The following is a 24,925-nucleotide window of genomic DNA, read 5'->3' on the forward strand; positions in this document are numbered from 1 at the left end:
CAGTCCGGCACTCCGGGCTCCACTGAGCTCGGTGAGCGCGGCGCTGCCCGGGGCGAAGGCATGGCGGCATCGCAAAGCCGACAACGTGCTGCCCGATTCTCGGCGAATGCCGCCACGACCCCGAACAGTGCCATGCGTGGCCCCTGACCAGGCCAGTGAGTGCTAGCGCGGTGGTTTTCTGCATCTGCACCCACTGGCCGCTCAGCGACTATCGAGAGGTGCGGCGGGTGCGTGCCAGTGCGGCCACCGCGGCGGCCGCGGCGATCACGCCCAAGCCCAGCCCGCCCGCAGCCATCCAGCGAGTCGCCGAATCAGTGCCGGTCTCGGAATCGTGCTCGTCCTGGGCCGCCGGGGCGGCGGCGTGGGAGTGCCCGTGTCCGTCACCGGCGGGAGCGGGTGCCAGAGCCAGGACCGGCAGCGGGAACTCCGGTTCGGGTGCGCCCTCGGCGCTGGGCTGGTCCCAGGTGACGACCTTGCCGTCGCTGTAGGTCTGCACGGCCCGGAAGGCGACGGAGTCCTTGGTGGGCAGCGGCCCGGCGTAGAGATCGAAACGCTGGAACTGGCCCGGGCCGACACCGGAACCTGGATCCGCGGTCCAGGTGACCGAGGTCGCCATCTTGGCCGCATCCCGGTTCACCGTGGCCGTCCACCCGGGCAGAGGTTCGGTACGCGCGGTTTTGAGACCGGGCAGCTCGACGGTCAACGCGGTGGTCGAGGCCTGCTCGGATTCATTGGAGATGCGGAAGGTCAATACCGCGGAGGTGTTTTGCTTGGCGCCGGGGGCTTCGACACCCAGGTGCGCCGAGGCGATACCGCCGGCGAACACGGTGGCGGCCGCAGCGGCACCGAAGGTGACGGCCAGGCGCCGCAGAACTGTGGTCATGTCATATTTCCTTGAGTAGGTGGTGAGCAACGATCGGGAGCCGGGACCCGATGGGAGGGCCCCGGCGCTCGACGACATCACCGGCCTGGCTGTGGAACCAGGCGGGCCTCACCGCCTGGTTTCCGGTCCGGTGGCGGGATAACGCGAGCGCCGGTCCTCGGCAGAGGGGTGTGTGCGGGGCGGCGGTGGTAGGACCCGGCGGTGTCCGCGTCGCTCGGGCTCCGAACCCGGCCACGGGCGCGGCGCGCCGTTCGGGATGCGAGGCCCGGGGCCGAGGCGGTCTTCACCGGCTGCTGGCCGAGGCCGTGGCGGTAGGGGCTGTCGGCGGTAGGTGCGCTGGTCGGACTCGGCCGTCGGTCGGAGCTTGGTCGCTGTACCGAGCCGATTCATCGGTTCGACGCCGTGCCCGGGTCGGCGGCGCAGTGGGGTGGTTACCGGATCCGAGCCCGCAAAGGCGGGTTCGGTGAGCCGGTGGCGTCCGCTGGGCAGTCGATGACGTCCGGTGACGTGCTGCTCGGGCGTGGTCGCGGTGCGGTCTGAGCGTTCCAGCCGGGCCAAGGCGTAGGCGGCGATGACGCCGATCGCGGTCAAGCCCGCCCAGACGACCCAGTCCAGTCCGGCGTCGCGCGCGGCGCCGACGAGGGTACCGGTGGCCAGGTTGCCGACCAGGATGCCGACGCCGACGACGGTGTTGTAGAAGCCGTAGTGGGTGGCGACCAGCTTGTTTCCCGACAGCGAGACCACGGTGTCCATCTCGAACGGGAACACCGCCGCCGTGCCGATCGCCAGCAGCGTGGTGGTGACCAGCAGCGCGGTCACCGCGGCCACGGTGCCGAAAAGCCCCGTGGTGGGCACGATGATCAAGGGGATGAACGCCGCAGCGAGCACGGCCATGCCGGCGACCAGGCTCTTGCCCGGCCCCCAGCGGGCACGCAACCACGCGGTGATGCGCAGCTGACCGGCGACAGCGACGACGCCGGAAACCACGAACAAGGCCGAGACCAGGGTTTGCGAGCGTGCCCCGGCGATGAATTCCGCTTGCAATGGCAAGGCCAGATACACCTGGAACGACAAGACATACGAGCCGATCATCGCTACCGAGAACGCCAGGAACCGCCGGTTGGACATGACCCGGCGCCAGTCGTCGAGCACCGAGGTCTTCTCGGCCGGGGCTTCACCGCGGCGGGCGGGCAGGGCGAACAGCTGAGCGATGGTCAACGCGGCGAACACCGCCGCCGCGACCCCGGCGGTGACGCGGAAGTCGACCGCCATCAACGCCAGCCCGACCAGCGGTCCGGCGAGGATGCCCGCTTGATAGAACATGTTGAAGACCGCGAACGCCTCGACGCGGCGCTCGCCGGTGTCAGCGGCCAGATAGGCGCGCACGGCCGGATTGAACAACGCGCCCGCGAAGCCGGTCGCCGCGGAAGCGATCAACACCGCGGGCAGGGATTCGGCGAAGACCAGCAGCGCGAAGCCGCCGGTACGCAGCAAGCATCCGGCCACGATCAACGGTTTGTAGCCGAGCCGATCAGCCAGGGTGCCGCCGATGAGGAACATGCCCTGCTGGGAAAAGTTGCGTACACCCAGGACCAGTCCGACCGCCCACGCCGCGAGCCCCAGTGGGCCGGCCAGGTATCCGGCCAGGTACGGCATCAGCATGTAGAAGCCGAGGTTGATGCCGAACTGGTTGATCATCAACAGCTGCGCGGGCCGGTCGAAACTGGCGAATTTGGTGACCACGGTCACGAGGCGAGTTCTCCTTCTGCCATTGCCGTCGGCGAGACCACCGTGGTGCAGCGGGTCCAGCGCTGCACGACCCGTTCACCGGGGTGGCTGATCGCTTCGGGCGCGATCGGCGGGGTGGTGTCGAGGAGCCCGTGCTCGGCGCAGTAGGCGTCGTTGTAGATGGTGTCGAAGTAGCGGTGTGGCCCGTCGGGGAACACCGCGGCGATTCGGGTCGACGGCGCGGCGACGCGGGCGGCCCATCCGGCGACCAGCGCGACCGCGCCCACGCTCCACCCGCCGGTGGCGTGGTGTGTCGCTGCCAGTGTGCGGCACGCCCACACCGATTCCGCCGGGGCGACCCAGTGGACTTCGTCGAAGGCCGCGTAGTCGACGTTGGCGGGGTAGATGCTCGAACCCAGGCCGCGCATCAGCCGCGGCCCGGCCGGTTGGCCGAAGATCGTCGAGGAGATCGTGTCGACGCCGACCAGTTTCATCTCCGGGTTGTAGCGGCGCAGCACGCGCGCGACTCCGGCCGAGTGTCCGCCGGTGCCGACCGCGCACACCAGGACATCGACGGTGCCCAGCTGCTCGATCAGTTCCAAAGCCAGGGATTCGTAGCCCTCGACGTTGTCGGGATTGCTGTACTGATCCGGGCACCAGGCGTCGTCCTCGGCGGCCAGCAGCTCGGCGACCCGGTCGCGCCGCGCCTGCTGCCAGCCACCGACCGGGTGCGGTTCGGTGACCAGGTCGACCGTGGCGCCGTAGGCGGCCAGCATCTGGGCGACGATCGGTTCCAGCCCCGGGTCGGTGACCACGGTCACCGGGTGCTGGTACACCATCCCGGCCAGCGCCAACCCCAGGCCCAGCGTGCCGCTGGTCGATTCGACGATGCGCGCGCCAGGCGCCAGATCGCCGCGTTCGCGCGCCTTCTGCACCATGTGCAGCGCGGGACGGTCCTTCATCCCGCCAGGGTTGAATCCTTCCAGCTTGGCCCAGAACCCGCGATCGGCGCCGGCCAGAGGTTCTCCGATCCGCAGCACCGGGGTGTTGCCGACCAGACCGCGGGGTGCATCGATGGCATCTGGGGCGCCCAGCATGCGACGGGTGTGGGCGAGTTCGAGGGTGGGGAAGGTCGAGGTGTTGTTCACGGTTGCTGTCTCTTCTCTGCACAGGCGACCGCTTTCGCGGTACGCCACGACGATGGGCAGCGAGCACCGGCCGGACACGACGGATCGGCCTGGCGCTGACCGATCAGCGTCGGGAAATACAGAACAGAGTCAGTACAGTGCGCCCATCAGGCGAACGCGGCGCAGTAGGCGGCCCACGAATACCACCAGCGCGGGAGTCCGGTGTCGACGCCGGCGTCCAGACCGCGGTGAAAGCGGCGAGCACCAGAGCGGCCAGCGTCAGCGACACGATGCCCGGCGGCAGCGCCTTGTCCGGGCAGTGCCCGGCGTGCGCGATGCACAGCTGGGTCGCGTCGACGGTAGGGAGGGCGTGGTCGTGGCCGGTCGCGGCGTCGAAATCGGCGTGGTCGTGGTCAGTCGCGCTGACGGGCGCGGCAGCGGTGAGCGCGTGATGGACACGTGAGCCGGTCTGATCATTGAAGAGCAGGCAATCGGCGGCAGGAACGATCACCAGGGCGGCCAGCAGCAGAACTGCCAACCAGCTACCCCTGCGCATCCGACCGAGAGAATTCACGATGCCGCGACAATAACGAACACATAACGGCGAACGCAATGGCGCCGCCGCCACATCCACAGCGTCGCGATGGGATCGTGTGCCCGTCTTCGTGTCGTAGACCGGCGCGGAGAGCCCCCACGCTGCCTTGCTGCGCAAACTCCACCTCCCGAACTCGATCACGCTGGGCACCAATACTTTTGGCGGTTCCTACCCTATCCGCAAGCGGAGGGTTGGTTGACAACCACAGCGATCAATCTACTATCTCGGTACGTAAATAGTTTGTGTTGTGTGATCAGGCGCACGCCTCGGCGTGTCGGACCACAAGACCTTGCGCGAGTCACATCCGTGACATGCCCCGGTGACGAGCACGTGACGAGCACCGTTTGTTCGTCCGAATGCGGCTAACCCGCCGCCCGCCGGCGGTAAACCGCACCGGCAACGATGAAAGGGACCATCATGACCACCACCGCCCGACCCCAGCGACATCGCCTTCCCGCCCGCCTGCTGGCTGCCACATCGATCGCCGCGGCTGCGACCTTTCTGGTCGCTGTTCCCGCGACCGCGGCACCGTCGGCCTCGGGGACCAGCGGCCGACCCGCGGGCGCCGATGACGGCCGGGGCACCGCCTGGCATGGCAACTCTCGCGTCGACAACGGCCACAGCACCGATGGTGGTCCACGCGGGCACGGACACGATCGCGCCGACGCCGGTCGCCACGACCCGTCCGACGACGGCGGCCACTGCACACCTCGCGTGTGCTCCGGACCCCGCTAGCCGCTGGAGTCGGGGTGATCGATCCCTCGCGGCCGCTGCCGCAGCGCCTCACGCAACCGCTGCGATTGCGCGGGGGTCATCCTCTCGATGAACCGGGCCAGCACGTCTTCAGCGCGGCCGCCCGCATCGAGCGCGGCGCGCATCAGTCCGGCGCTGTACTGCTCGCGAGTCAGAGTGGGCCAGTAGAGGTAGGCCTTGCCGTGACGTTCGCGGTCGAGCCAGCCCTTGCGGTGCAGGTTGTCCATGGTGGTCATCACCGTGGTGTAGGCGATCTCACGCCCGCCGGCGATCACCTCGCGCACCTGGCGAACACTGACCGGCTCGCCGGCCGACCACACCGTGTCCATGACCACCGTTTCCAGCTCGCCGAACCCGCCGCCTGCCACCCGAACCTCCTCACCTTCCGGCTTACCCGCACCGAGCGGGCCGCGCAGATCTCGGCGACGAGACGCGCGCGACAGCCTGGCCGTGATCGTAGGACGAATTCGTTTCACTCGCGCGGCAACGAGGTGAACAACCAACACGCCCGCTCACGTGCCTCTCCCCACACACGAGCGCCCTAGCATGCGACGAGAAATCCTCTTCACCTGCACAAACCCAGTCATTCACCGGCCAGTCGATCACCGGTATCGACACGACGAAGGAGACGCCCATGTCGTCACCACCCAACCTCGGCATGCTCAGAACCCGGCGCAACTTTCTGGCGCTGAGCGCCGGTGCGGGCACAGCCGCACTGCTGGCGGCATGCGGGAATTCCACCTCGCCTCAGCGTTCTCCGGTCGGCCCCGATTCCGAAGCGGTCCGATCCGCCGAGGACACCCGGCGATCGGCCACCGCGGCGGTGCGCGAGGTATCGCTGCGTCCCGCGCCGAGCACGGTCGATCTCGGCGGGGTCCAGGTCCAGACCTGGACCTACGACGGCTCCCTGCCCGGGCGTGAGATCCGGTTGCGCCGCGGGGAGGTGCTGCGTGCCGAACTGAGTAATGCTTTGCCCGCGCCGACGACGGTGCATTGGCACGGCATCGCCTTGCGCAACGACATGGACGGCGTTCCCGAGATCACCCAGGACCCGATCGCCGCGGGCGCGAACTTCCGCTACGAATTCACCGTTCCCGATGCGGGCACCTACTTCTTCCACCCGCACGTCGGTGTCCAGCTCGACCGCGGCCTCTACGCCCCGCTGATCATCGAGGACCCTGACGAGGGATCCGACTACGACACCGAAGCCGTCATCGTGCTCGACGACTGGCTCGACGGTGTCGACGGCCGCGACCCGGACAAGGAGCTGGCGAGGCTGCGTGAGCAGGGCATGGCCGGAATGGACATGGGAGGGCAATCCGGCGGCATGGACCACGGCGGAATGTCGATGAGCGGCTCGGCGCCGATGTCGGCACCCAGTGACCCGGCGATGCCGTTGGGCACCGACACCGGCGACGTGCAATACCCCTACTACCTGATCAACGGGCGCCTGGGCACCGACCCCGTGGTCCTGCAGGGCCGCCCGGGACAGCGGATGCGGCTGCGCATCATCAACGCTGCCTCCGACACCGCCTTCCGCGTCGCCCTCGGTGGTCACCAGCTACGGGTCACCCACACCGACGGCTTCCCCGTGGATCCGGTGTCGACCGCCAACATCCTCATCGGGATGGGCGAACGCTACGACGCCGTGGTCGAACTCGGCGACGGGGTGTTCCCGCTGGTCGCCTCCGCCGAAGGCAAGACCGGTCAGGGCTTCGCGCTCATCCGAACCGGATCCGGCACTCCACCACCGCCGGATGCTCGCCCCACCGAACTGGCCGCGATCCCGCTGTCAGCGGACAGGCTGAGCGCGGCCGAGGCCGTCCGGCTGCCCGACCGCAAACCTGATCAGATCCTCGATGTGGTCCTGGAAGCCGACGTGAACAAATACATCTGGACGATCAACGGCAAAGCCTTCCCCGACCATGCCCCGCTGGATGTGACTGCCGGGCAACGGGTCCGGCTGCGGTTCAACAACAAGACGATGATGTGGCACCCGATGCACCTGCACGGCCACACCTTCCAGGTCGTCACCGGCTCCGGGGCCGGGCCACGCAAGGACACCTTGATCGTGGTGCCCAACCAGACCGTCGAAGTCGACTTCGACACCGACAACCCCGGCCAGTGGATGCTGCACTGCCACAACGTCTACCACGGTGAAGCCGGGATGATGGCCGTCGTCTCCTACGAGCAATAACCCCAGGCCGAGTGCCGCTGCCCCATGCCGCGGTTTCCACCGCGCGTCAGTGCGCGTACCGCCCACCGATACCTGATGCCCGCCACCGATGCGAAAGGAGGTGACCGACCGATGAACCCGATGAAGATGTTGTGCGACTGGATGTGCTCGATGATGGCCTCGTGCTGTCAAATGTGACCCCCAACGGGTCACGTGGGTCGGCCGTCGAGTCGCCAGTCGGCCGACCCACGAAATTCCACCAGGGCGACGTGACAAGCAAACTACTATCTGCGTACGTAGATAGTAGTTCTACGAGATAGGCCACTATGAACACCAAATCCTCACCGCAGAGCACGCGCCGGATCGCCACTAGCGTCGGCCTTGCGATCTTCACCGTCGCCGCCACTGCCACGCTCGCCTCTCCGGCGCTCGCCGACGCCGGCACCACCGCATCGGCCACCGAGGTCTCCGCCGCACACGACAACCGCCACCGTGACCACCACCCGGGCAGTCGCCACGGCAACCACCGCAACCATCAGGCCCCGCTGCTCAACAACTACCGGCCCGGATTCCCGCTTCCGCGCACCGGCAGCTGGTAACACAGGCCTGGTCAGATGAGGGTCGATCCCACGATGGCGATCGACCCTCATCTGCACTTCGACCAGGTCGAAGTGACAGAACATCACCGAACAACCTACGATATTGCTACGTAGATTTAAGGTTCCTGTCAGGAGGTTGGTCGTGGCACACCGATTCGGCGATCTCGAAGCCGTCGTGATGGAGCGCGTGTGGGCGGCCGAAGACGACCTCACCGTCCGTGACGTCTACGAAAGTTTGCTGCTCGAACGCGAGATCGCCTACACCACGGTGATGTCCACCATGGACAACCTGCACCGCAAGGGCTGGCTCGACCGCGAACGCCATGGCAAGGCATACCTGTACTGGCCCACCCTCACCCGCGAGGAATACAGCGCACAGCTCATGCGTGATGCCCTCGAAGGCACGCGCTCCGATCTCGTGCTGGCGCATTTCGTCGACCAGATCAGCGAGGATGAATCCGAGGCCTTGCGCGCCCTGCTCCGCCGCGGAAAATCCAACCGATCCAAAAGCTGAGCCATCCCGTTCGCCCTGGTCGCGGCGAGTTCGGCCGCGGCTGCGCCCCTGCCGTCGACCCAAAGGAACGTCAGCGCATGTCCAGCGATCACCTACGCTCCGACGCCGACCCAGCGACCGCCCACACTCACGAACACGGCGGAAGCCGTGGCCCTGACCACAACGAGGCCTCGCACCCGAGACCCGAACATCACGAGCACACCGCCACCTCCGGCCACGATCACGGTGCGCCTGCACCCGACCACGGCACCCACGACGATCACGCCGGGCACACAGGCCACGGCGGGCACGCGGGCCACGGCGATCACGTCGCGATGTTCCGGCGCCTGTTCTGGGTGATGCTCGCCCTGGCCGTGCCGGTCGTCGCCGCGGACATGATGTTCGCCGACCTCATCGGCTACACCGTGCCCACCGGGTTGCAGTGGGTGTCCCCTGCGCTGGGCACCGTGATGTTCTTCTGGGGCGGACGGCCCTTCCTGACAGGGGCGGTCAGCGAGATCCGTTCCCGTCAGCCAGGGATGATGCTGCTGATCGCGCTGGCGATCACCGTGGCCTTCGCCGCCTCCTGGGGCTCGACACTGGGCCTGCTGGCCCACGAGCTCGACTTCTGGTGGGAACTGGCACTGCTCATTGTGATCATGCTGCTGGGCCATTGGATCGAGATGCGTTCGCTCGGCCAAGCCTCCAGCGCGCTGGAATCGCTGGCCGCGTTGCTGCCCGACGAAGCCGAACGTCTCGGAGAGGACGGCACCACCGCCACCGTGCCGGTCACTGACCTGCGCACCGGCGACCTGGTCGTCGTCCGCCCGGGCGGACGAGTCCCTGCCGACGGCAGCGTCGAGACCGGCAGCGCCGACGTCGACGAATCCATGATCACCGGCGAATCCCGCCCGGTCCACCGTGGCCCCGGCGACCGGGTTGTCGCCGGAACCGTCACCACCGACTCCGCTCTACGGGTCCGGATCACCGCAGTCGGTTCCGACACCGCGCTGGCCGGAATCCAGCGCCTGGTCGCCGAAGCGCAGAACTCGACCTCACGCGCCCAGGTGCTGGCCGACCGCGCCGCGGCATGGTTGTTCTGGTTCGCTTCCGGCGCAGCGGTCATCACCGCGATCACCTGGCTGCTGCTCGGGCAGCCCGAATCCGCGGTCACCCGCACCATCACCGTGCTCGTCATCGCCTGCCCCCACGCCCTGGGACTGGCGATCCCGCTTGTGGTCTCGATCGCGACCGAACGAGCTGCCAAAGCCGGTGTGCTGATCACCGATCGCCGCGCTCTCGAAAGAATGCGCACCGTCGATGCGATCCTGTTCGACAAGACCGGCACCCTCACCCGCGGCGAACCCGCCGTCGTCGCCACCACCTCGACCCAACCCGGCATCGGTGACGACGAAGTCCTGGCCTTGGCCGCAGCCGCAGAGTCCGACAGCGAACACCCCTTGGGTCGCGCCATCGTCAACACTGCTACCGAACGCGGCATCAGCATTCCCACCGCGACAGATTTCACCGCCCAGAACGGTGTCGGAGTCACCGCCACAATCAACGGCACAAAGATCAGCGTCGGTGGGCCCGCGATGCTCGACCAGCACAACCTCGACCCAGCACCCGCTGCGGCCGAGTGGTCCGCGCAGGGATCGACCGTGCTGCACGTCCTGCGCGACGGGAAGCTCATCGGGGCACTAGCTCTGGCCGACGAGATCCGCCCCGAATCCGCCCAGACCATCAAGGCCCTGCACGCTCGCGGCATCCACGTGGCCATGATCACCGGCGATGCCGAGCCCGTCGCCCGCACTGTCGCTGCCCAACTCGGCATCGACGAAGTCTTCGCCGGAGTCCTGCCCCAGGACAAAGGCGCCAAAGTCCAAGCCCTCCAAGACGCCGGGCACACCGTGGCGATGGTCGGCGACGGCGTCAACGACGCCCCCGCCCTCGCCCGTGCCGACGTCGGCATCGCCATCGGCGCCGGCACCGACGTCGCTATCGCTTCCGCCGGTGTCGTGCTGGCCTCCGACGACCCCCGCGCTGTCTTATCGGTGATCAAACTGTCGCACGCCACCTACCGCAAGATGATCCAGAACCTGGTCTGGGCAGCCGGATACAACATCATCGCCGTGCCCCTGGCCGCGGGCGTGCTCTCGCACTGGGGCATCACACTTCCGATGGAAGTCGGTGCCCTGCTGATGTCGGCCTCTACCGTCGTCGTCGCGGTCAATGCCCAACTGCTCCGCCGCCTGGACCTGAGTCCGGACGCGGTGCTAGCTGACTAAGCCGAGTCGCGTCCGCTCGAGCCATCCTTTGCGGTGCAGGTTGTCCACCGTCGTCATGACGGTGGACAACCTGCACCGTCGTCATGACGGTCGTGTAGGCGATCTCTCGGTCACGAAGCAAGTCGCCGTACACCTGCCGGACCGTGATGGTGTCGTCGGCCGACCAGGCACGGTCCATCACAACCGCTCCCCAGTTCCCCGAAACGATGCCCCATCGCCGCTCTCCCGGCCCGACGTGCCGACGGCTCGCGGACCGGCAGCACGCAAGATGCACCTACTATGTCTCTACGTATTAGACGCCGAAAACTGGACTGCCCGGTCTCACAACTCGGCCGACGGATACCGCTCCCAAGACTGAGCGGAGACAGCCCAGAGATCGTGATCGCGGCGCCTACCACCGACGCTGAGATAGCTGACCATCGTGCCTTCACGCACCAACCCGATCCGGCGAACCAATCGACTCGAGTTGACATTGTCCACATCTATCGGCGCAGTGACGCGCGCGAGATCCAGTTCATCGAAGGCATACCCGACGATCAGACGCCCCGCCGCCGCACCGATGCCGCGCCCGGACAGTCGAGAGTCGACCCAGATACTGAGTTCGCCACGCTTGTCGTGAGGCTGTATCCACAGGTCGCATTGTCCCGCGAATCGGCCACCGACCTCGATGACCGTGCGCACGATACGGTCGGCCTTCGCCTCCGCTCTCGACCATAGCCACTCGTGAATCCACACCCGCTCGCGGTGGCGCGATTCCCAGCTCCGCTCGTCGGTCAGCCAGAACGGCTCGATCGCCGAACGGTCGGCGATTCGGATCGCGCGCCAGGTAGACGCGTCGGACAGTCGCGGAGGGCGCAGAATCACCGGCTCACCACTGGAGGTTCGGCCGACAAGAATGACACGACGCGGAGTGCGTAGCGAGGTGACCACGAGACGGAGTACACGCGATGCGCAATAGCGCGCCACCGCGACCACCATCACCAACGCCGGTCTACACCTCGACACGACGCTCCGACGAAGGCTGCCCGCGCGCACTCCCGTTTGAGCTGGCAACCCGTCGGAAGTTGCAGATGCGGGACGCCGATTCACGCGAACGGGGCTGCTGCAAGATCGGGTGACAGTGGTTAAGCAGCCTGTCGGGCTGCTGGGGACATGATGGTTTCGAATTCGATCGGGGTCAACCGGCCGAGCCGAGCTTGTCGGCGCCGACGGTGATAGGTGCGTTCGATCCAGGTGACGATGGCGATCCGGAGCTGATCGTGGGTTTCCCCAGCGCTGCCGGTCCAACACGTTGCGTTGCAGCAGGCTGAAGAAGCTTTCCATGGCGGCGTTGTCGCCGGCCGCGCCGACGCGCCCCATCGATCCGACCATACGGTGACGGTTGAGCGTGTGCACGAATCTCCTTGACCTGAACTGAGATCCGCGATCGGTGTGCAGAATGCAACCGGCCACATCACCTCGCCGGGCGACAGCATTGTTCACCGCGGTCACCGCCAGCCGGGACTTCATTCGTGAATCGATCGAATAGCCGATGATCCGGTTGGAGAACACGTCTTTGACCGCACACAAATACAGCTTGCCTTCACCGGTGCGATGTTCGGTGATGTCGCTGAGCCACAAACGATTTGGTGCGTCGCTGCGGAAGTTCCGCTGCACCAGATCATCGTGGACAGGCGGCCCTGGTTTGGCGTTCTTGCCGCGCCGGGACTTGCCGAACGCGCTCCACCACCGATTGCTCGAGCAGATCCGCCACGCGGTCCGCTCGGCCATCGTCTCACCGGCTTCGTGGGCCTCGTCGGCGAGAAACCGGTAGCCGAATTCGGGGTCGTCGCGGTGCGCATCGAACAACGCATTGGCTCGATACGCCTCGGCGACCTCGGCGGCGGTCACCGGATCGGCCAGCCACCGATAGTAGGGCTGGCGAGCGAGCTGCAGCACCCGGCACGTCACCGCCACGGGGATCCCGTCGGCGGCAAGCTCTTTCACGAGCGGGTAGAGCCTTTTCCCGGTATCTGAGCCTGGGACAAATAGGCAGCCGCGCGCCGCAGGACCTCGTTCTCCTGCTCCAGCAACCGGATCCGGCGGCGGGCATCACGCAATTCGGCGGACTCGCTGCGAGTGGTTCCCGGCTTGTTCCCGTCGTCGACGTCGGCTTGGCGCATCCACTTCGACAACGTCATCGGATGGACGCCGAAATCGGCCGCGATCTGGTCGAGGGTCACCCCGTCGTCGCGGTTGCGGGCGACCCTGACCACGTCGTCGCGGAACTCTTTCGGATACGGCTTGGGCACTGTGACATCCTCTCAGGCCCGCCTCCCGGCAAGCCATCTCGATTGTCACCTACACCTGCAGCAGCCCCGAACCTATCCCGGGTCACGCGTGACTGCATCTTCGTTGTGCCTCACCCGCAGGCACAACGTAGATGGGAGCGCGATAGGATAGGTCGCGGCCGGACAGCATCGCTAGATCGGGTAGGAATCCGCGATGACCAGGCGTTTTCCGGTTGCCCATGTTTTGTGTGTCCTGCCGGGGGCGCCAACCTGCGCATCATTTGCGCAGGTCAGGGCCGTTTGGACGAGATCGAGATGCTAGAGAGCGAGGAAAACCCCAGGTGACGGGTCGCAGGTTGGCGCCCTAGGGGGGTTAGCTGACAGCTAACGACACGCCGACGGAATCCGGCGACACGCCGGAGGTCCGATTTGTCAGACGGCAGCGTAGATCGGTGGCACAACATGAGAATGACCGAGAACACAGCGCCACCCGATCCGAACGCCTCCAACGAATCCCGACAGCGGCGTCCGCCACTCGAAGCGGTCTGCGAGATACTGATTGCCAAAGACCGAGACAGCGAGCAGTTAGCACGGCAGCAGGCTGAAGCTCTCCTCGACGTCCTGCGATGGCATGCCACACAACGCCCATCATCTCCGTAATCCGCTGGCCGACATCCGCATATTCGCTGCGCACCGACAAGCGAGATTCGGTTGAGATCTCGCTGAGCGGCCGCATACGAACCGAGTCAGTGTGACGAACGACTTGTCGGCCGACACTACGCTCGCCCGAATCACCTGACGTCAGCGTCATCGTCACGATGGGCCTGCGATTCCGTGGACATGCTTGTGTGCTGGGACTTCTCCGGTTCCGGGCCCACCGGCGGGGCCGCCGGTTTCGCTACCCGGGCACCAACAGCCGATCACGTGGATACCGTTGTCTACGTGCGTGATCTGCTCGGTGGTTCGGCGACGGCGGTCGCGCTCGCGCTGGGCTGTTACGGTGCCGGATCAATGGTGGTGGCCTGACGCTCGTGCGCCTCACCCAAGAAACACGGCCTAGCGGCCAGCTACGCCTCGCACGGGCGCTGCTCCGTCTGCGCAGGTGAGTGCGCCTGCGATGTCGAAATAGCGTGGGCTGATCCGTCGAGCTCGCTGGCGCGCGTGATCGATGCGATCACTTCGTCGGCGGCCAGTTTGGTGTCGCCGTCAGTTCGAGCCTCGCGCCCTGGTTGTCGTGGCGCGAGGCTCGATTGGGTTGACCGTGTGCGGGGCCTTGTCAGGCGCGCGTCGGCAGCAGCTCGGCGACGAGGGCTTCGACGCGGGTCTTGATCTCGTCGCGGATCGGCCGCACGGACTCGACTCCCTTGCCTGCGGGGTCTTCCAGGACCCAGTCCCGGTAGCTGACGCCCGGGAAGGCCGGGCAGGTGTCGCCGCACCCCATTGTGATCACGACGTCGGAGGTTTCTACCGCGTCGTAGGTGAGGATCTTCGGGGTCTGGTCGGAGATGTCGATACCGAGTTCGGCCATCGCCTCCACTGCGGACGGGTTGATCGTCTCGGCAGGGGCGCTCCCGGCGGAGCGGACTTCGATCGAGTCGCCGGCGAGGTGGGTGAGGAATCCGGCGGCCATCTGGGAGCGTCCGGCGTTGTGGACGCAGACGAACAACACGCTGGGCTGGGTGCTCATGTGGGGCAATGCCTTTCAGTTGGCGGGGAGGTCGAGTTCGGTGAGCAGGAGCCGGACGCGGGTTTCGATCTCGTCCCGGATGGGTCGGATGGCGGTGATGTCGAGTTCGGCGGGGTCGTCGAGGTCCCATTCCTCGTAGCGGCGTCCGGGGTAGAGCGGGCAGGCGTCGCCGCAGCCCATAGTGATGACGACGTCGGCGGCTTGGATGATTTCCTCGGTCCACGGTTTGGGGAACTCGGCGGTGATGTCGATGCCGACCTCGGCCATCGCGGCGATGGCGGCGGGGTTGATCTCGTCACCGGGTTCACTGCCGCCGGACCAGGCCACCGCCCGGTCCCCGGCGAGATGGGTGAAGAACCCGAGGGCCATTTGGGAGCGTCCGGCGTTGTGGGTGCACAGGAACAGCACTGTGGGAGTGCCGGTGTGGGCTTTGCCTTCGACGCGGGCCAGGGCGTGCAGGCGTTGGCGGGCGAAGCGTTCGGCCAGCAGCGGCAGAAAGTTGATGACGGTCGCGCGTCCGGCGAACTGGTCGTAGGAGGAGTGCAGGAACCGTTCGATGGTCTCGACGCCGAAGGTGCCGTCGAACTCGCGCTGCAGGTGCGTGGCGGCGGTTTTCAGGGCGAGTTGCTGGTCGATGGTCAGGTCGTGGCGGGTGTGGGTGGGCGCGAGTGGGCTGTCGCTCATGATGTGGTCCGTTGCTCGGCGGGTGTGGTGAGTTCGGTGAGCAGGTTGTTGACGCGGGCGGCGATGTCGTCGCGGACCAAGCGCATGCGCTCGATGCCGTCGATGCCGCGTTGGGAGGGTTCGTCGGTGTCCCAGTTGACGAGCCGCACCCCGTCGACCGGGTCGATGTGTGCTTCCCGCCCGAGCGTGACGACCACGTCGACTGAGCGCAGTAGGGCCGGGTCGATCGGTTTCGGGATCTCGGCGCTGATGTCGACACCGACTTCGCGCAGCGTTTCGGCGGAGAGTGCGTTGATGGTGGTGCCGGGTGCGGTTCCGGCGGAATGGACCTGCACGCGGTCACCGGCGACGGCTCGCATCAGCCCGGCCGCCATTTGCGATTTGCCGCCGTTCTTCACACAGACGAACAGCACGGACGGGGTGGTGCTCACCGCGGTGTCACCTCATCGGTTGTCGCGGCGCCGGTGCGCTGGGTTGGCTGGAATCGTTTCCGCAGGGCGAGGGACACATAGACCAGCGCCACGAGGACGGGGACCTCGATGAGCGGGCCGACGACTCCGGCCAGGGCTTGGCCGGAGGTGGCGCCGTAGGTGGCGATAGCGACGGCGATGGCGAGTTCGAAGTTGTTGCCCGCAGCGGTGAACGCAAGGGTGGTGGTGCGTTCGTAGCCCAGGCCCAGGGCCGCGCCCATCGCGTAGCCGCCGCCCCACATGATCGCGAAGTAGGCCAACAGGGGGATCGCGATGCGGATGACGTCGAGGGGGTGGGAGGTGATCTGCTCACCTTGCAGGGCGAACAGGATCACGATGGTGAACAGCAGCCCGTAGAGCGCCCACGGCCCGATCTTGGGCAGGAAGCTGGATTCGTACCATTCGCGGCCCTTGGCACGTTCACCGAAGCGGCGGGTAAGGAACCCAGCCAGCAGCGGGATACCGAGGAAGATCAGCACCGATTTCGCGATCTGCCACGGTGAGGTGTCGATGGTTGTCTGTTCCAGGCCGAGCCAGCCCGGCAGGACCGAGAGGTAGAACCAGCCCAGGACGGCGAACATGATCACCTGGAACACCGAGTTCAACGCGACCAGCACGGCAGCGGCCTCACGGTCACCGCAGGCGAGGTCGTTCCAGATGATGACCATCGCGATGCAACGGGCCAGCCCGACGATGATCAGTCCGGTCCGGTACTCGGGCAGAGCCGGCAGCAACAGCCACGCCAGGGCGAACATCAAGGCCGGGCCGAGGATCCAGTTCAGCACCAGGGAGCTGATCAGGAGTTTGCGGTCGCCGGTGACGGTGTCGAGTCGGTCGTAGCGGACCTTCGCCAGGACCGGGTACATCATGATGAGCAGGCCGATTGCGATCGGTAGCGAGATGCCGTCGATCTCCACGGCCGAGAGGGCGTCGCCGAGACCGGGAATCATCCGGCCCAGCAACAGCCCGGCGATCATGGCGACGCCGATCCAGACCGGCAGGAACCGGTCGAGAGTCGACAGCTTGCCGACGACGGCGGGGTGCTCGGTGGTGGTCGTGCTCATGCGGTGACTCCGATCGCGGTGCCGCTTTCGACGAGCAGAACTTCCGACAGTCGTTGCAGGGCTTCGGGGACGACCCGGTAGTACACCCAGGAGGCGCGGCGTTCGCTGTCGAGCAGACCGGCTTCGCGCAGCACCTTGAGGTGATGGGAGATCGTGGGCTGGGTCAACTCGATCCCGGCCGACAGGTCGCACACGCAGGCTTCCTGGCCTTCACGGGAGGCGATGGTGCTCAGCAGGCGCAGCCGGACCGGATCCGACAGTGCTTTGAACACGCTCGCCAGCTCGACGGCGTGAGGCTCGGACAGGGGCTCACGCACCAGTGGCGCGGCGGAGCACGCCTGCACAGGCGTCACCACCAACTTCGACTTCGACATACGCCAATATTGACCGATATCAATATGGTGAGGCAAGCAAACAGCCGGTGAACGCCAGGGACGAGCCCTACCGCATAGGCGAGCGGCGCTCGAGCAGGACGGTGTCGTGCCAGACGCCGTCGCGTTGGGCGATGCGTTCGCGGACGCCGACGGTGCGGTATCCGGCGCTGTGGTGCAGGGCCAGTGAGGCGCGGTTGTCGGTGAAGATCGAGGTCTGCAACGTCCACAAGCCGTCGTCGTCGGCGGCGAGGACCTGCTTGTGCAGCAGTGCCTTGCCCACGCCGCGTCCACGGTGAGAGTTCGCGACGTAGACCGAGGTCTCGGCGACACCGGCGTAGCAGTCGCGGCTCGATACCGGGGTGGCGGCGGTCCAGCCGACGATCCGTCCGTCGATCTCGGCGACCCATCGGTGGGCGGGCAGCCAGTGCTTGTCGAGGTGGGCGCGGGTGGGGACTTCGGTCTCGAAGGTGGCGATGCCGGTGGCGATCCCCTCACCGTAGATGCGCCGCACGTCAGCCCAATCCCTGGGCTCCAGGGCGCGGATGGTGACGTCGACGGGCAGGTCGGCGGGGCAGCACGGACGCGGGGCGAGCAGGCCCATCACCGCGTCGGCGGCGTGCGGCAGTCCGGCGCAGCATGCCTCGTTGACGGTGACGATGGTCGCGGCACCTTCCTTGTGCAGGCGCACGAATCCCACGTCGGCGAGCTTGCGGACGTGATGGGAGGTCGTGGACTGACTCGTGCCCAGGATCTCGGTCAACGCGCCGACCGTGATCCCTTTCGGGGTCGTGGCCACCGCGTGAAGTAGTCGCACCCGCACCGGTTCGGCCAGGCAGGCGAACCACTCGGCGTAGGTGGTGGCTTCGCCGGTCGGCAGGACCTGGGCTTGGGGCAGAGCGATGGGCATGCGGCCAGTATATCGACGTAGATCGATGGTTGCTTTCATCGATGCCAGTCGATACTCTCGGCCGTAGTTAATCGATCTGTATCGATGAAAGAAGGTTCGTCATGAACTCCCTGCCCGTAGTTGTCGTCGGAGCTGGGCCGGTCGGTCTGGCTGCCGCTGCCGAGCTGTCCCGCCGTGAGCTGCCGTTTTTGCTGCTCGAACGCGGTGAGCACGCCGGTGCCGCTGTCGCGCAGTGGCATCACGTGCGGGTGTTCTCGCGCTGGGCCGAGCTGATCGCCCCGGCCGCACGCCCGCTGCTCGACGGTGCGGGCTGGTCCGAACCCGACCTCGAGGGCTACCCGACCGGCGCGGAGTGGGTCGAGCACTACCTGCGCCCGCTCGGCGCAGCACTCGGCGATTCGGTCCGGTTCAACACCGAGGTGACCGGTGTCGCGCGTCGAGGCCGCGACCGGGTCGTGGACGCCGGACGCGACAGCGAACCGTTGACCGTGCACGTGCGTAGCGCGCACGGGCGCGAGGAACGAATCATCGCCCGCGCGGTTATCGACACCTCCGGCACCTGGACGACACCGAACCCGCTCGGCGGAGACGGGCTGCCCGCCATCGGCGAAGCCGCTGCGGCACAATGTATTTCCTACCGTGTGCCCGACCTCACCGACCCTGATATCGCGGCCCGCCACGCAGGCCGTCACGTGGTCGTCGCCGGAAGTGGGCACTCCGCGCTCACGGCGTTGATCGTGCTCGCCGAACTGGCCGGCGAGCACCCGGGGACTCGCATCACGTGGCTGCTGCGTCGGGGCACGATCGGATCGACCTTCGGTGGCGGACAAGCCGACGAACTGCCCGCTCGCGGCGCCCTCGGGTTGCGCGCTCAGGCAGCGGTCGAGGCCGGACACATCAACGTGGTCACCGGATTCCGCACCGAGACCGTCGAACACGCCGACCAGGGCCAGCTCACGCTCATCCCCGCCGAAGGCGACCCCGTCACCGATGTCGACGAAGTGATCGTGCTGACCGGGTTCCGCCCGGACCTGTCCTGGCTGTCGGAAATCCGTCTCGACCTCGACGCCACGTTGCAGGCTCCGACGAAGCTGGCGCCGTTGATCGACCCGAACGCGCATTCCTGTGGCACGGTCTACCCGCACGGAGTCACCGAACTGTCCCACCCCGAACCCGGCGTGTTCCTGGCCGGGATGAAGAGCTACGGCCGCGCGCCGACGTTCTTGGCGATGACCGGATACGAGCAGGTCCGCTCCATCGTCGCCGCCCTCGCCGGAGACCACGAAGCCGCGCAGCGAGTCGAACTCACCCTGCCCGACACCGGGGTCTGCGGCGGATCCGGCTTGTTCGACGCCCCCGCCGAAGAATCCACGGGCGGATGCTGCGGGGCCCCGACCGCAGTGCAGGAGCTGACCCTCAGCGTCCCGACCGCGATCCAGGAACTGCCCCTGACCTCTTCGCCTGCGCGCTGATCCACTGCGATGCAGGTTGTTTCGATATCAGCGGCACCCGCCGCGACCGGGTTGCGGCGGGTGCTGGTGGTCTTGTGCGTCACCGAGATCACCAGCTGGGGAATCCTGTTCTACGCCTTCCCGGTCCTGCTCGGAGCCATCGCCACCGACACCGGTTGGTCGGCCACCGCGCTGACAGCGGTGTTCTCGGCCGGACAACTCCTCACCGCGCTCACCGGCATCCTCGTCGGCCGTCGCCTGGACCGCCACGGACCCCGCATTGTGATGACCGCAGGCTCGGCGCTCGCGGTCACGGCACTGATCGTCGTGGCCACCGCGCAAACCCTGACAGCGTTTCTGCTGGGCTGGGCGCTGGCCGGGATCTCGATGGGTGCGGTGCTGTATCCCCCGGCGTTCGCGGCGCTGACCCGCTGGTACGGGCCCGACCGGGTGAAAGCGCTGACCGTGCTGACCCTCGCAGGTGGGCTGGCCTCCACCGTCTTCGCACCCTTGACCGCAGCCCTGGCAACCAGGTTCGACTGGCGCGCAACCTATCTGATCCTCGCCGCGATCCTCGCGGTCGTGACGATCCCGGGCCATTGGTTCGGATTGCGATTGGTCTGGCCGACCCGGCCCGAAGAAGGCACCGAACACGCCCACCTGGGCAACCCCGGCAGCATCGCGCGCAGCCGGGCATTCATCACCCTGGCGATCGCGTTGAGCGTCACCGGATTCGCGTCCTTCGCGGTCGTGGTCACCCTCGTGCCGTTGATGACCGAGCGCGGGATCTCCACCACCACCGCAGCACTCGCTCTCGGACTGGGCGGACTCGGGCAGGTCGTGAGCCGGATCGGCTACAGCGCCTTCGCCGACCGAACCAGTGTGCGCACCCGCACCGCAATCATCCTGATCGCGATCGCCGCCACCACGATGCTGCTCGGAATCTTCACCACCGCAGCAGCACTGACCGTCGCCGCGATCCTGTCGGGTATGGCACGCGGGGTGTTCACCCTGCTGCAAGCCACCGCGATCACCGATCGGTGGGGTTCGGCCCACTACGGGCAACTCACTGGGCTCGTCTCCGCACCGATGACCATCACCATCGCCTCAGCACCGTTCGTGGCCACCGCCCTGGCCGCGAACCTGGGCGGCTATCCCGCCACGTTCCTGATCCTGGGCACAGCCGCCGCCCTCGCCGCGGCACTGTCGCTGACCACCATCCCGAAACACTCACCGAAAGAACAACACTCATGATCGACGCAATCGTCATCGGCGCAGGACAATCCGGACTCACCGCCGCCCGCGCGCTCACCGACCACCACCTGACCCCAGTCGTGCTCGAGGCCGGGCCCGACCCCGTCGGGTCCTGGTCGCACTACTACGACAGCCTCACCCTGTTCTCACCCGCCCAACACTCCAGCATGCCCGGTCTGGGCTTCCCCGCCGAGCCCGACCACTACCCGCATCGTGACGAGGTCGTCGACTACCTGCGCCGCTACGCGAAAACCCTCGACGCCGACATCCGCACCAACACCACCGTCACCACCGTCGAGTCCCACCCCGACCAAGGATTCGTCGTCCACACCGGCGACGGCCAACAACTCCACACCGCCGGAATCGTTTCCGCCACAGGCTCCTTCGGTAACCCCTATGTGCCCGAACTGCCCGGAGGAGACAAATTCCAAGGCACCGTCCTGCACGCCGCCGACTACCGGCGCCCCGAGCACTACTCGGGTCAACGCGTCATCGTCGTCGGCGCGGGCAACTCCGCCGTGCAAATCGCCTACGAACTCGCCGACCACGCCACCGTCACCCTCGCCACCCACAACCCGATCAACTTCTTGCCCCAACACCGCGACGGACACGACATCCACCACTGGCTCGTCTCTACCGGATTCGACCAACTCCCACCCGAATGGCTCATCCGCTACGTCGGCGGCACCCTCGTCATGGACACCGGCGACTACCAACACGCCCTCACAACCGGGCGCATGGACCGCCGACCCATGTTCACCAGCTTCGACACCGACGCCATCGTCTGGGCTGACGGCACTCGCGAACCGGTCGACACAGTGCTCTTCGCCACCGGTTACCGACCCAACCTCGGCTACCTCACCGAGCTCGGCGCCCTCGCTGACGGATACCCACTCCACAACGCCGGTATATCCACCACACACCCCGGCCTCGCCTACGTCGGGCTCGAGTTCCAGCGGACGTTCTCCTCCAACACGCTGCGCGGCGTCCACCGCGACGCCGAACACGTCACCACCGCGCTGGCCGCTCACATCAACCGGGCACCGGCGAAAGTCGGTCTGTAAGCCTCCCAGCGCTAGGCGTCCGGGTGTCGCCTACCAGCAACACCCGGGCTATAGTCGAACATGTGTGCGAATCCACGCGACCATACGTGAGGCTCGGTGTCTGGACAGAGCCCTCGCCGCGGTTCTGCCCCAACGGCCACCGCCTCGGCGCAGGACGAGCAGTCGTCGCCGCAATGCCGTGTCGGCGCGTCGGCGGCCACCACCGCGCACACACCTGCCTCGCCTGCGGCGCGACCACCTACAGTCCGCCCGCGCACACCGACTGCGAACACTGACCGCCTCACGCCAGAAGTTCTACTGACGGACGGTTCGGCACCACGGCGACCGGGCGCATCATGGCGACCAGGACGACAGACAGCCCGCAGGCGGCTCACGGGCAGCGCCGCTAAGGCTCCCTACTTGGCGGGCCAGACGCAGTTCCACTAACCGCACGGCGTGGTGATGGTCGAACATGGATTCGATCGAGCAGTGTGTGGCACTGGATAGCGTCGATGCAAACGTTCTTCGCAAGTGGGGTTCAGCTTGGCTTGACTTCACTCACGCCGACTCGGTTCTGCTAGCACGCCGCAGTATCCCAGCGACTGCTCCGAACCTCTTCTTGCGCCGAGTCCTGTGCGAGTCGGCAGTAGTCAGCTACCGCCGGGTCGGGCAAGGCCAACAGCGACGATAGACCGACCTCAGCGCGCTGTTTGCCGAGTGACGACTGAACTGTCCGGACAGAGCGGGCCGATCGACACCGGAACCGTCCAGAGTCGATCGGCCCGCCGTGATTGCGGGAGCCGTCCTGCTGTCACATGGGACAGCAAGGGCCCATCATGCTGCACATCCAGTCACAGATCATCTTCAGCGGGTTCACGTAAATCACCTCCCTGGGTTGCGTGTTCGGACTCGTCGGCCGCGCGATCGGTGGATTGATACGGTGCCGTCGTCGTGGTTCCCAGAGCTGCCAAGACAATCTCGGCTGACCGGTGGACCACAGCGATGCTAAACGTTCCATTAGGATGGAAGGTCAAGTCGTGCAAGCGGCTGGCGATCGGTTGATCGGGCTATTGGGTGCCGACGGATTGGTGCTTGCCAGGGCGGCGCCGGTTGCGCCGTGCTGGCTTGGAATTGGGCGAATGTAATGAGGCCAGGGTCGTCACGAGTCGACCGTTGCGGTGTAGCCGAGTTCGGCGATGGCTGCGATGACATCGCCGGGGGTGGCGTAGTCGAGGTCGACGGTGGTGCGGTTGTGCCTCCGGGAAGTGCGGGTCTCGCGCACACCAGGCAGGTCTTGCAGGGTGTCGTCGATGAGCAATGCGCAGCTGCCGCAGTGCATGCCGTCGACCCGGAAGGTGTGTGTGCCCATAGGTTTTCGATCCCTTCTCAAGCAATGGTGAGGGTGCCGGAGTACATGCCCATGCCGCAGGTGTAGTCCAGGCGGCCGGGTCGAAGAATCCCGAGGTCGATACGGGTCTCGCCGGTGGTCGGCAGGACTTTCTGGATGTCGAGGCTCGGTATGACCAGCGACCGGATGCAGCCCTGGGTGCCGTTGGTCTTGACCACCAGGGTGGTCGGTACACCGGGCTTCGCTGCGACGTTGTCCGGTGTGTAGGCGCCGGTGCGGGCGGTGATCGTCACGACCTGCGCGCCGTCTGCGACGGTAGCGGCGGAGGCATCGGCCACCGGCTGGCTCGCGCCGAACGCCTCGGCGATACGCCCAGCGGCCAACGGTGAACCGGCGAGTTCGAGTCCACCGTTGAGGGTGTAGAACCCCATCCCGAGCACCACCAGTCCGGTCGCTACCGCCAGCCCGGCATCACCGAGAAACAGCGCGTACAGCGACCAACCGAACGCGGCCAGCACGCCCACCGAGATGAGAGTGTCCATGGTCGCGGCGGCGTGACGCAGGTTCGTCCACGCCGCTTGGTGGAACGGCCAGGCGCCCCACACGACTATCGGCGCCGCCAGGGTGAGCGGCAGCCACTGCCCAGTTGGTGAACTGCAACGGTGGCACCATTGCCATCGCTACCACCGGCACCGCCAACGCCAACGCCACCGACACTCGCATTCGCTGGCGCAGTGAGCGAGTGTCGGTGTCGTATGTCTCGGTCTCATAGGAGGTTTCGCTATCAGGACCTCGCACCGGGTGTGGAATTCGTGCGGTGTACCCGGTGGCTTCGATCACCTCGATCACGTCGGCGTCTGCGGTGTCGGAATCGATCTCGACACGGGCCTTCTCGGTGGCGAAGTTGACGGTGGCCACGACACTGTCCATCGTATTGAGCCGCCGCTCGATTCTGGTCGCGCACGACGCGCACGTCATCCCGCCGATAGCGACTTCCAACCGCCGCGGCGCGGCAGCCGCGTCCTCGGCCGGTAGGGGTCCGCTCGACGCGGGCATCACCGGCACCGCGACGAGCACCAGCACGTCATCCCGCATACTGCACACTCGAGCTCGTTCACGCCGACCTCCATCCATCCACACGCCTCCCGCTTGGCAATCCCATCCTGAACCTTCCAGTAAGATGGAATGTCAAGGGGCCGGATCCGAGGGAGTATGCGATGAAGATCGGTGAACTGGCTGCAGCGGGCGGAGTCACGACAAAAACGATCCGGTTCTACGAGGGCGAGGGCTTGATGCCTGAACCGGGCCGCACTCCTACCGGCTACCGCGACTACAGCTCCGAGCACCTGGCCCGGTTGCAGTTCATCCGCCGGGCGCAAGCGGCGGGGCTGAGTCTGCGCGAAGCCGGTCAGATCCTGTCTGTCCACGACCGCGGCGAACAACCCTGCGGCCATGTCCAAGCGATCCTCAGCGAGCGCCTCGACCAGGTCCGGGCCCAAATCGCCGAACTCATCACCCTCGAAGCCCACCTGCAAACACTGCTGGACACTTCCCGTACCGACCAGCCCACCAGCCACGACGACTCCACAGTCTGCTGGATCATCGAATCCAACGTCTCGGTGTCGAACGACCAACCGCTCGATGCCGACCCGTTCGGTCATGTGAGCGAAGCGGGCTCAACTCCTCCAGGTGGTGGAGTTGGCAGGTGAGTTGTTCTCGCTCATCGAAGTT

At 66.7% G+C, this 24,925-nt stretch carries 21 protein-coding genes and 2 pseudogenes; 8 read left to right on the forward strand and 15 right to left on the reverse strand.

From position 1 onward, the window contains the following. Nucleotides 1–208: 208 nt before the first annotated feature. From K8O92_04875 to K8O92_04895, 5 genes are all read right to left on the reverse strand, one after another. A complete protein-coding gene (locus K8O92_04875; protein UAK33322.1) occupies nt 209–883 on the reverse strand; it encodes a YcnI family protein in 675 nt (224 codons plus the stop codon). A gap of 108 nt (nt 884–991) precedes the next feature. After that, nucleotides 992–2,632 carry an MFS transporter gene (locus tag K8O92_04880; GenBank protein UAK33323.1) on the reverse strand — a complete coding sequence of 547 codons (1,641 nt, stop codon included), beginning with the start codon at nt 2,630–2,632 and terminating at the stop codon, nt 992–994. Further along, on the reverse strand, nt 2,629–3,708 hold the full coding sequence (locus K8O92_04885; protein ID UAK35437.1) for a PLP-dependent cysteine synthase family protein: 1,080 nt from the start codon (nt 3,706–3,708) through the stop codon (nt 2,629–2,631). Before K8O92_04885 ends, K8O92_04880 begins: the two co-directional genes overlap by 4 nt. Before the next feature lie 154 nt (nt 3,709–3,862). Beyond that, the gene (locus K8O92_04890; protein UAK33324.1) at nt 3,863–4,474 is read right to left on the reverse strand and encodes a hypothetical protein; all 612 of its coding nucleotides are present in this window, start codon (nt 4,472–4,474) and stop codon (nt 3,863–3,865) included. Nucleotides 4,475–5,064: 590 nt separating this feature from the next. Next, entirely contained in the window at nt 5,065–5,454 is a 390-nt protein-coding gene (locus K8O92_04895) for a BlaI/MecI/CopY family transcriptional regulator (GenBank protein ID UAK33325.1), read from the reverse strand. A 266-nt stretch (nt 5,455–5,720) separates the two neighbouring features. Here K8O92_04895 and K8O92_04900 point away from each other — a divergent pair, with 266 nt between their 5' ends. The 4 genes from K8O92_04900 to K8O92_04915 all read left to right on the forward strand — a co-directional run bounded on the left by K8O92_04900 (nt 5,721) and on the right by K8O92_04915 (nt 10,642). Then, nucleotides 5,721–7,283 carry a multicopper oxidase family protein gene (locus K8O92_04900; protein ID UAK33326.1) on the forward strand — a complete coding sequence of 521 codons (1,563 nt, stop codon included), beginning with the start codon at nt 5,721–5,723 and terminating at the stop codon, nt 7,281–7,283. Nucleotides 7,284–7,588: 305 nt separating this feature from the next. Beyond that, nucleotides 7,589–7,861, forward strand: a complete 273-nt coding sequence (locus K8O92_04905) for a hypothetical protein (GenBank protein UAK33327.1) — start codon at nt 7,589–7,591, stop codon at nt 7,859–7,861. A gap of 142 nt (nt 7,862–8,003) precedes the next feature. Then, on the forward strand, nt 8,004–8,375 hold the full coding sequence (locus K8O92_04910; GenBank protein UAK33328.1) for a BlaI/MecI/CopY family transcriptional regulator: 372 nt from the start codon (nt 8,004–8,006) through the stop codon (nt 8,373–8,375). A gap of 314 nt (nt 8,376–8,689) precedes the next feature. Continuing rightward, entirely contained in the window at nt 8,690–10,642 is a 1,953-nt protein-coding gene (locus K8O92_04915) for a heavy metal translocating P-type ATPase (protein UAK35438.1), read from the forward strand. A 321-nt stretch (nt 10,643–10,963) separates the two neighbouring features. On the opposite strand, the gene K8O92_04920 is transcribed toward K8O92_04915, so the two are convergent. From K8O92_04920 to K8O92_04955, 8 genes and pseudogenes are all read right to left on the reverse strand, one after another. Further along, nucleotides 10,964–11,620, reverse strand: a complete 657-nt coding sequence (locus K8O92_04920; GenBank protein UAK35439.1) for a GNAT family N-acetyltransferase — start codon at nt 11,618–11,620, stop codon at nt 10,964–10,966. A 146-nt stretch (nt 11,621–11,766) separates the two neighbouring features. Continuing rightward, nucleotides 11,767–12,933: pseudogene (locus K8O92_04925) on the reverse strand (IS3 family transposase). Nucleotides 12,934–14,188: 1,255 nt separating this feature from the next. After that, nucleotides 14,189–14,599 (reverse strand): arsenate reductase ArsC, encoded by a 411-nt coding sequence (locus K8O92_04930; protein UAK33329.1) that lies wholly within the window; start codon nt 14,597–14,599, stop codon nt 14,189–14,191. A gap of 15 nt (nt 14,600–14,614) precedes the next feature. Then, nucleotides 14,615–15,283, reverse strand: a complete 669-nt coding sequence (locus K8O92_04935; GenBank protein ID UAK33330.1) for an arsenate reductase ArsC — start codon at nt 15,281–15,283, stop codon at nt 14,615–14,617. Next, a complete protein-coding gene (locus K8O92_04940; protein ID UAK33331.1) occupies nt 15,280–15,714 on the reverse strand; it encodes a low molecular weight phosphatase family protein in 435 nt (144 codons plus the stop codon). The genes K8O92_04935 and K8O92_04940 overlap by 4 nt, the downstream gene beginning before the upstream one ends. Then, the gene (arsB, locus tag K8O92_04945; protein ID UAK33332.1) at nt 15,711–16,817 is read right to left on the reverse strand and encodes an ACR3 family arsenite efflux transporter; all 1,107 of its coding nucleotides are present in this window, start codon (nt 16,815–16,817) and stop codon (nt 15,711–15,713) included. Before arsB ends, K8O92_04940 begins: the two co-directional genes overlap by 4 nt. After that, nucleotides 16,814–17,191: a metalloregulator ArsR/SmtB family transcription factor gene (locus K8O92_04950; protein ID UAK33333.1), complete on the reverse strand. Its 378-nt coding sequence runs from the start codon at nt 17,189–17,191 to the stop codon at nt 16,814–16,816. The genes arsB and K8O92_04950 overlap by 4 nt, the downstream gene beginning before the upstream one ends. Nucleotides 17,192–17,258: 67 nt before the next feature. Continuing rightward, a complete protein-coding gene (locus K8O92_04955; GenBank protein ID UAK33334.1) occupies nt 17,259–18,137 on the reverse strand; it encodes a GNAT family N-acetyltransferase in 879 nt (292 codons plus the stop codon). Nucleotides 18,138–18,199: 62 nt separating this feature from the next. Between K8O92_04955 and K8O92_04960 the strand changes: the two genes are divergently transcribed. Genes K8O92_04960 through K8O92_04970 form a run of 3 tightly spaced genes read left to right on the forward strand, consistent with a single transcriptional unit; the run spans nt 18,200 to nt 21,867 of the window. Further along, a complete protein-coding gene (locus tag K8O92_04960; protein UAK33335.1) occupies nt 18,200–19,570 on the forward strand; it encodes an NAD(P)-binding domain-containing protein in 1,371 nt (456 codons plus the stop codon). A 9-nt stretch (nt 19,571–19,579) separates the two neighbouring features. Next, a complete protein-coding gene (locus tag K8O92_04965) occupies nt 19,580–20,803 on the forward strand; it encodes an MFS transporter (GenBank protein ID UAK33336.1) in 1,224 nt (407 codons plus the stop codon). After that, nucleotides 20,800–21,867, forward strand: a complete 1,068-nt coding sequence (locus K8O92_04970) for an NAD(P)/FAD-dependent oxidoreductase (protein ID UAK33337.1) — start codon at nt 20,800–20,802, stop codon at nt 21,865–21,867. The genes K8O92_04965 and K8O92_04970 overlap by 4 nt, the downstream gene beginning before the upstream one ends. 1,138 nt (nt 21,868–23,005) lie before the next feature. On the opposite strand, the gene K8O92_04975 is transcribed toward K8O92_04970, so the two are convergent. Then, the gene (locus K8O92_04975) at nt 23,006–23,215 is read right to left on the reverse strand and encodes a heavy-metal-associated domain-containing protein (protein UAK33338.1); all 210 of its coding nucleotides are present in this window, start codon (nt 23,213–23,215) and stop codon (nt 23,006–23,008) included. A 17-nt stretch (nt 23,216–23,232) separates the two neighbouring features. Then, a pseudogene (locus tag K8O92_04980) lies at nt 23,233–24,250 on the reverse strand (cupredoxin domain-containing protein). 161 nt (nt 24,251–24,411) lie between these two features. Between K8O92_04980 and K8O92_04985 the strand changes: the two are divergent. Beyond that, a complete protein-coding gene (locus tag K8O92_04985; GenBank protein ID UAK33339.1) occupies nt 24,412–24,903 on the forward strand; it encodes a heavy metal-responsive transcriptional regulator in 492 nt (163 codons plus the stop codon). The last annotated feature ends 22 nt before the right edge of the window (nt 24,904–24,925 follow it).

This window comes from Nocardia asteroides, from assembly GCA_019930625.1.
Classification (GTDB): domain Bacteria; phylum Actinomycetota; class Actinomycetes; order Mycobacteriales; family Mycobacteriaceae; genus Nocardia; species Nocardia sputi.

Bases quoted from the DNA above. Each gene is read 5' to 3' on its own strand.
- K8O92_04875 (UAK33322.1), bottom strand. From the start codon at position 883: ATGACCACAGTTCTGCGGCGCCTGGCCGTCACCTTCGGTGCCGCTGCG.
- K8O92_04885 (UAK35437.1), bottom strand. From the start codon at position 3,708: ATGCTGGGCGCCCCAGATGCCATCGATGCACCCCGCGGTCTGGTCGGC.
- K8O92_04900 (UAK33326.1), top strand. From the start codon at position 5,721: ATGTCGTCACCACCCAACCTCGGCATGCTCAGAACCCGGCGCAACTTT.
- K8O92_04905 (UAK33327.1), top strand. From the start codon at position 7,589: ATGAACACCAAATCCTCACCGCAGAGCACGCGCCGGATCGCCACTAGC.
- K8O92_04915 (UAK35438.1), top strand. From the start codon at position 8,690: ATGTTCCGGCGCCTGTTCTGGGTGATGCTCGCCCTGGCCGTGCCGGTC.
- K8O92_04920 (UAK35439.1), bottom strand. From the start codon at position 11,620: ATGGTGGTCGCGGTGGCGCGCTATTGCGCATCGCGTGTACTCCGTCTC.
- K8O92_04930 (UAK33329.1), bottom strand. From the start codon at position 14,599: ATGAGCACCCAGCCCAGCGTGTTGTTCGTCTGCGTCCACAACGCCGGA.
- K8O92_04935 (UAK33330.1), bottom strand. From the start codon at position 15,283: ATGAGCGACAGCCCACTCGCGCCCACCCACACCCGCCACGACCTGACC.
- arsB (UAK33332.1), bottom strand. From the start codon at position 16,817: ATGAGCACGACCACCACCGAGCACCCCGCCGTCGTCGGCAAGCTGTCG.
- K8O92_04950 (UAK33333.1), bottom strand. From the start codon at position 17,191: ATGTCGAAGTCGAAGTTGGTGGTGACGCCTGTGCAGGCGTGCTCCGCC.
- K8O92_04955 (UAK33334.1), bottom strand. From the start codon at position 18,137: ATGAAAGCAACCATCGATCTACGTCGATATACTGGCCGCATGCCCATC.
- K8O92_04960 (UAK33335.1), top strand. From the start codon at position 18,200: ATGAACTCCCTGCCCGTAGTTGTCGTCGGAGCTGGGCCGGTCGGTCTG.
- K8O92_04965 (UAK33336.1), top strand. From the start codon at position 19,580: ATGCAGGTTGTTTCGATATCAGCGGCACCCGCCGCGACCGGGTTGCGG.
- K8O92_04970 (UAK33337.1), top strand. From the start codon at position 20,800: ATGATCGACGCAATCGTCATCGGCGCAGGACAATCCGGACTCACCGCC.
- K8O92_04975 (UAK33338.1), bottom strand. From the start codon at position 23,215: ATGGGCACACACACCTTCCGGGTCGACGGCATGCACTGCGGCAGCTGC.
- K8O92_04985 (UAK33339.1), top strand. From the start codon at position 24,412: ATGAAGATCGGTGAACTGGCTGCAGCGGGCGGAGTCACGACAAAAACG.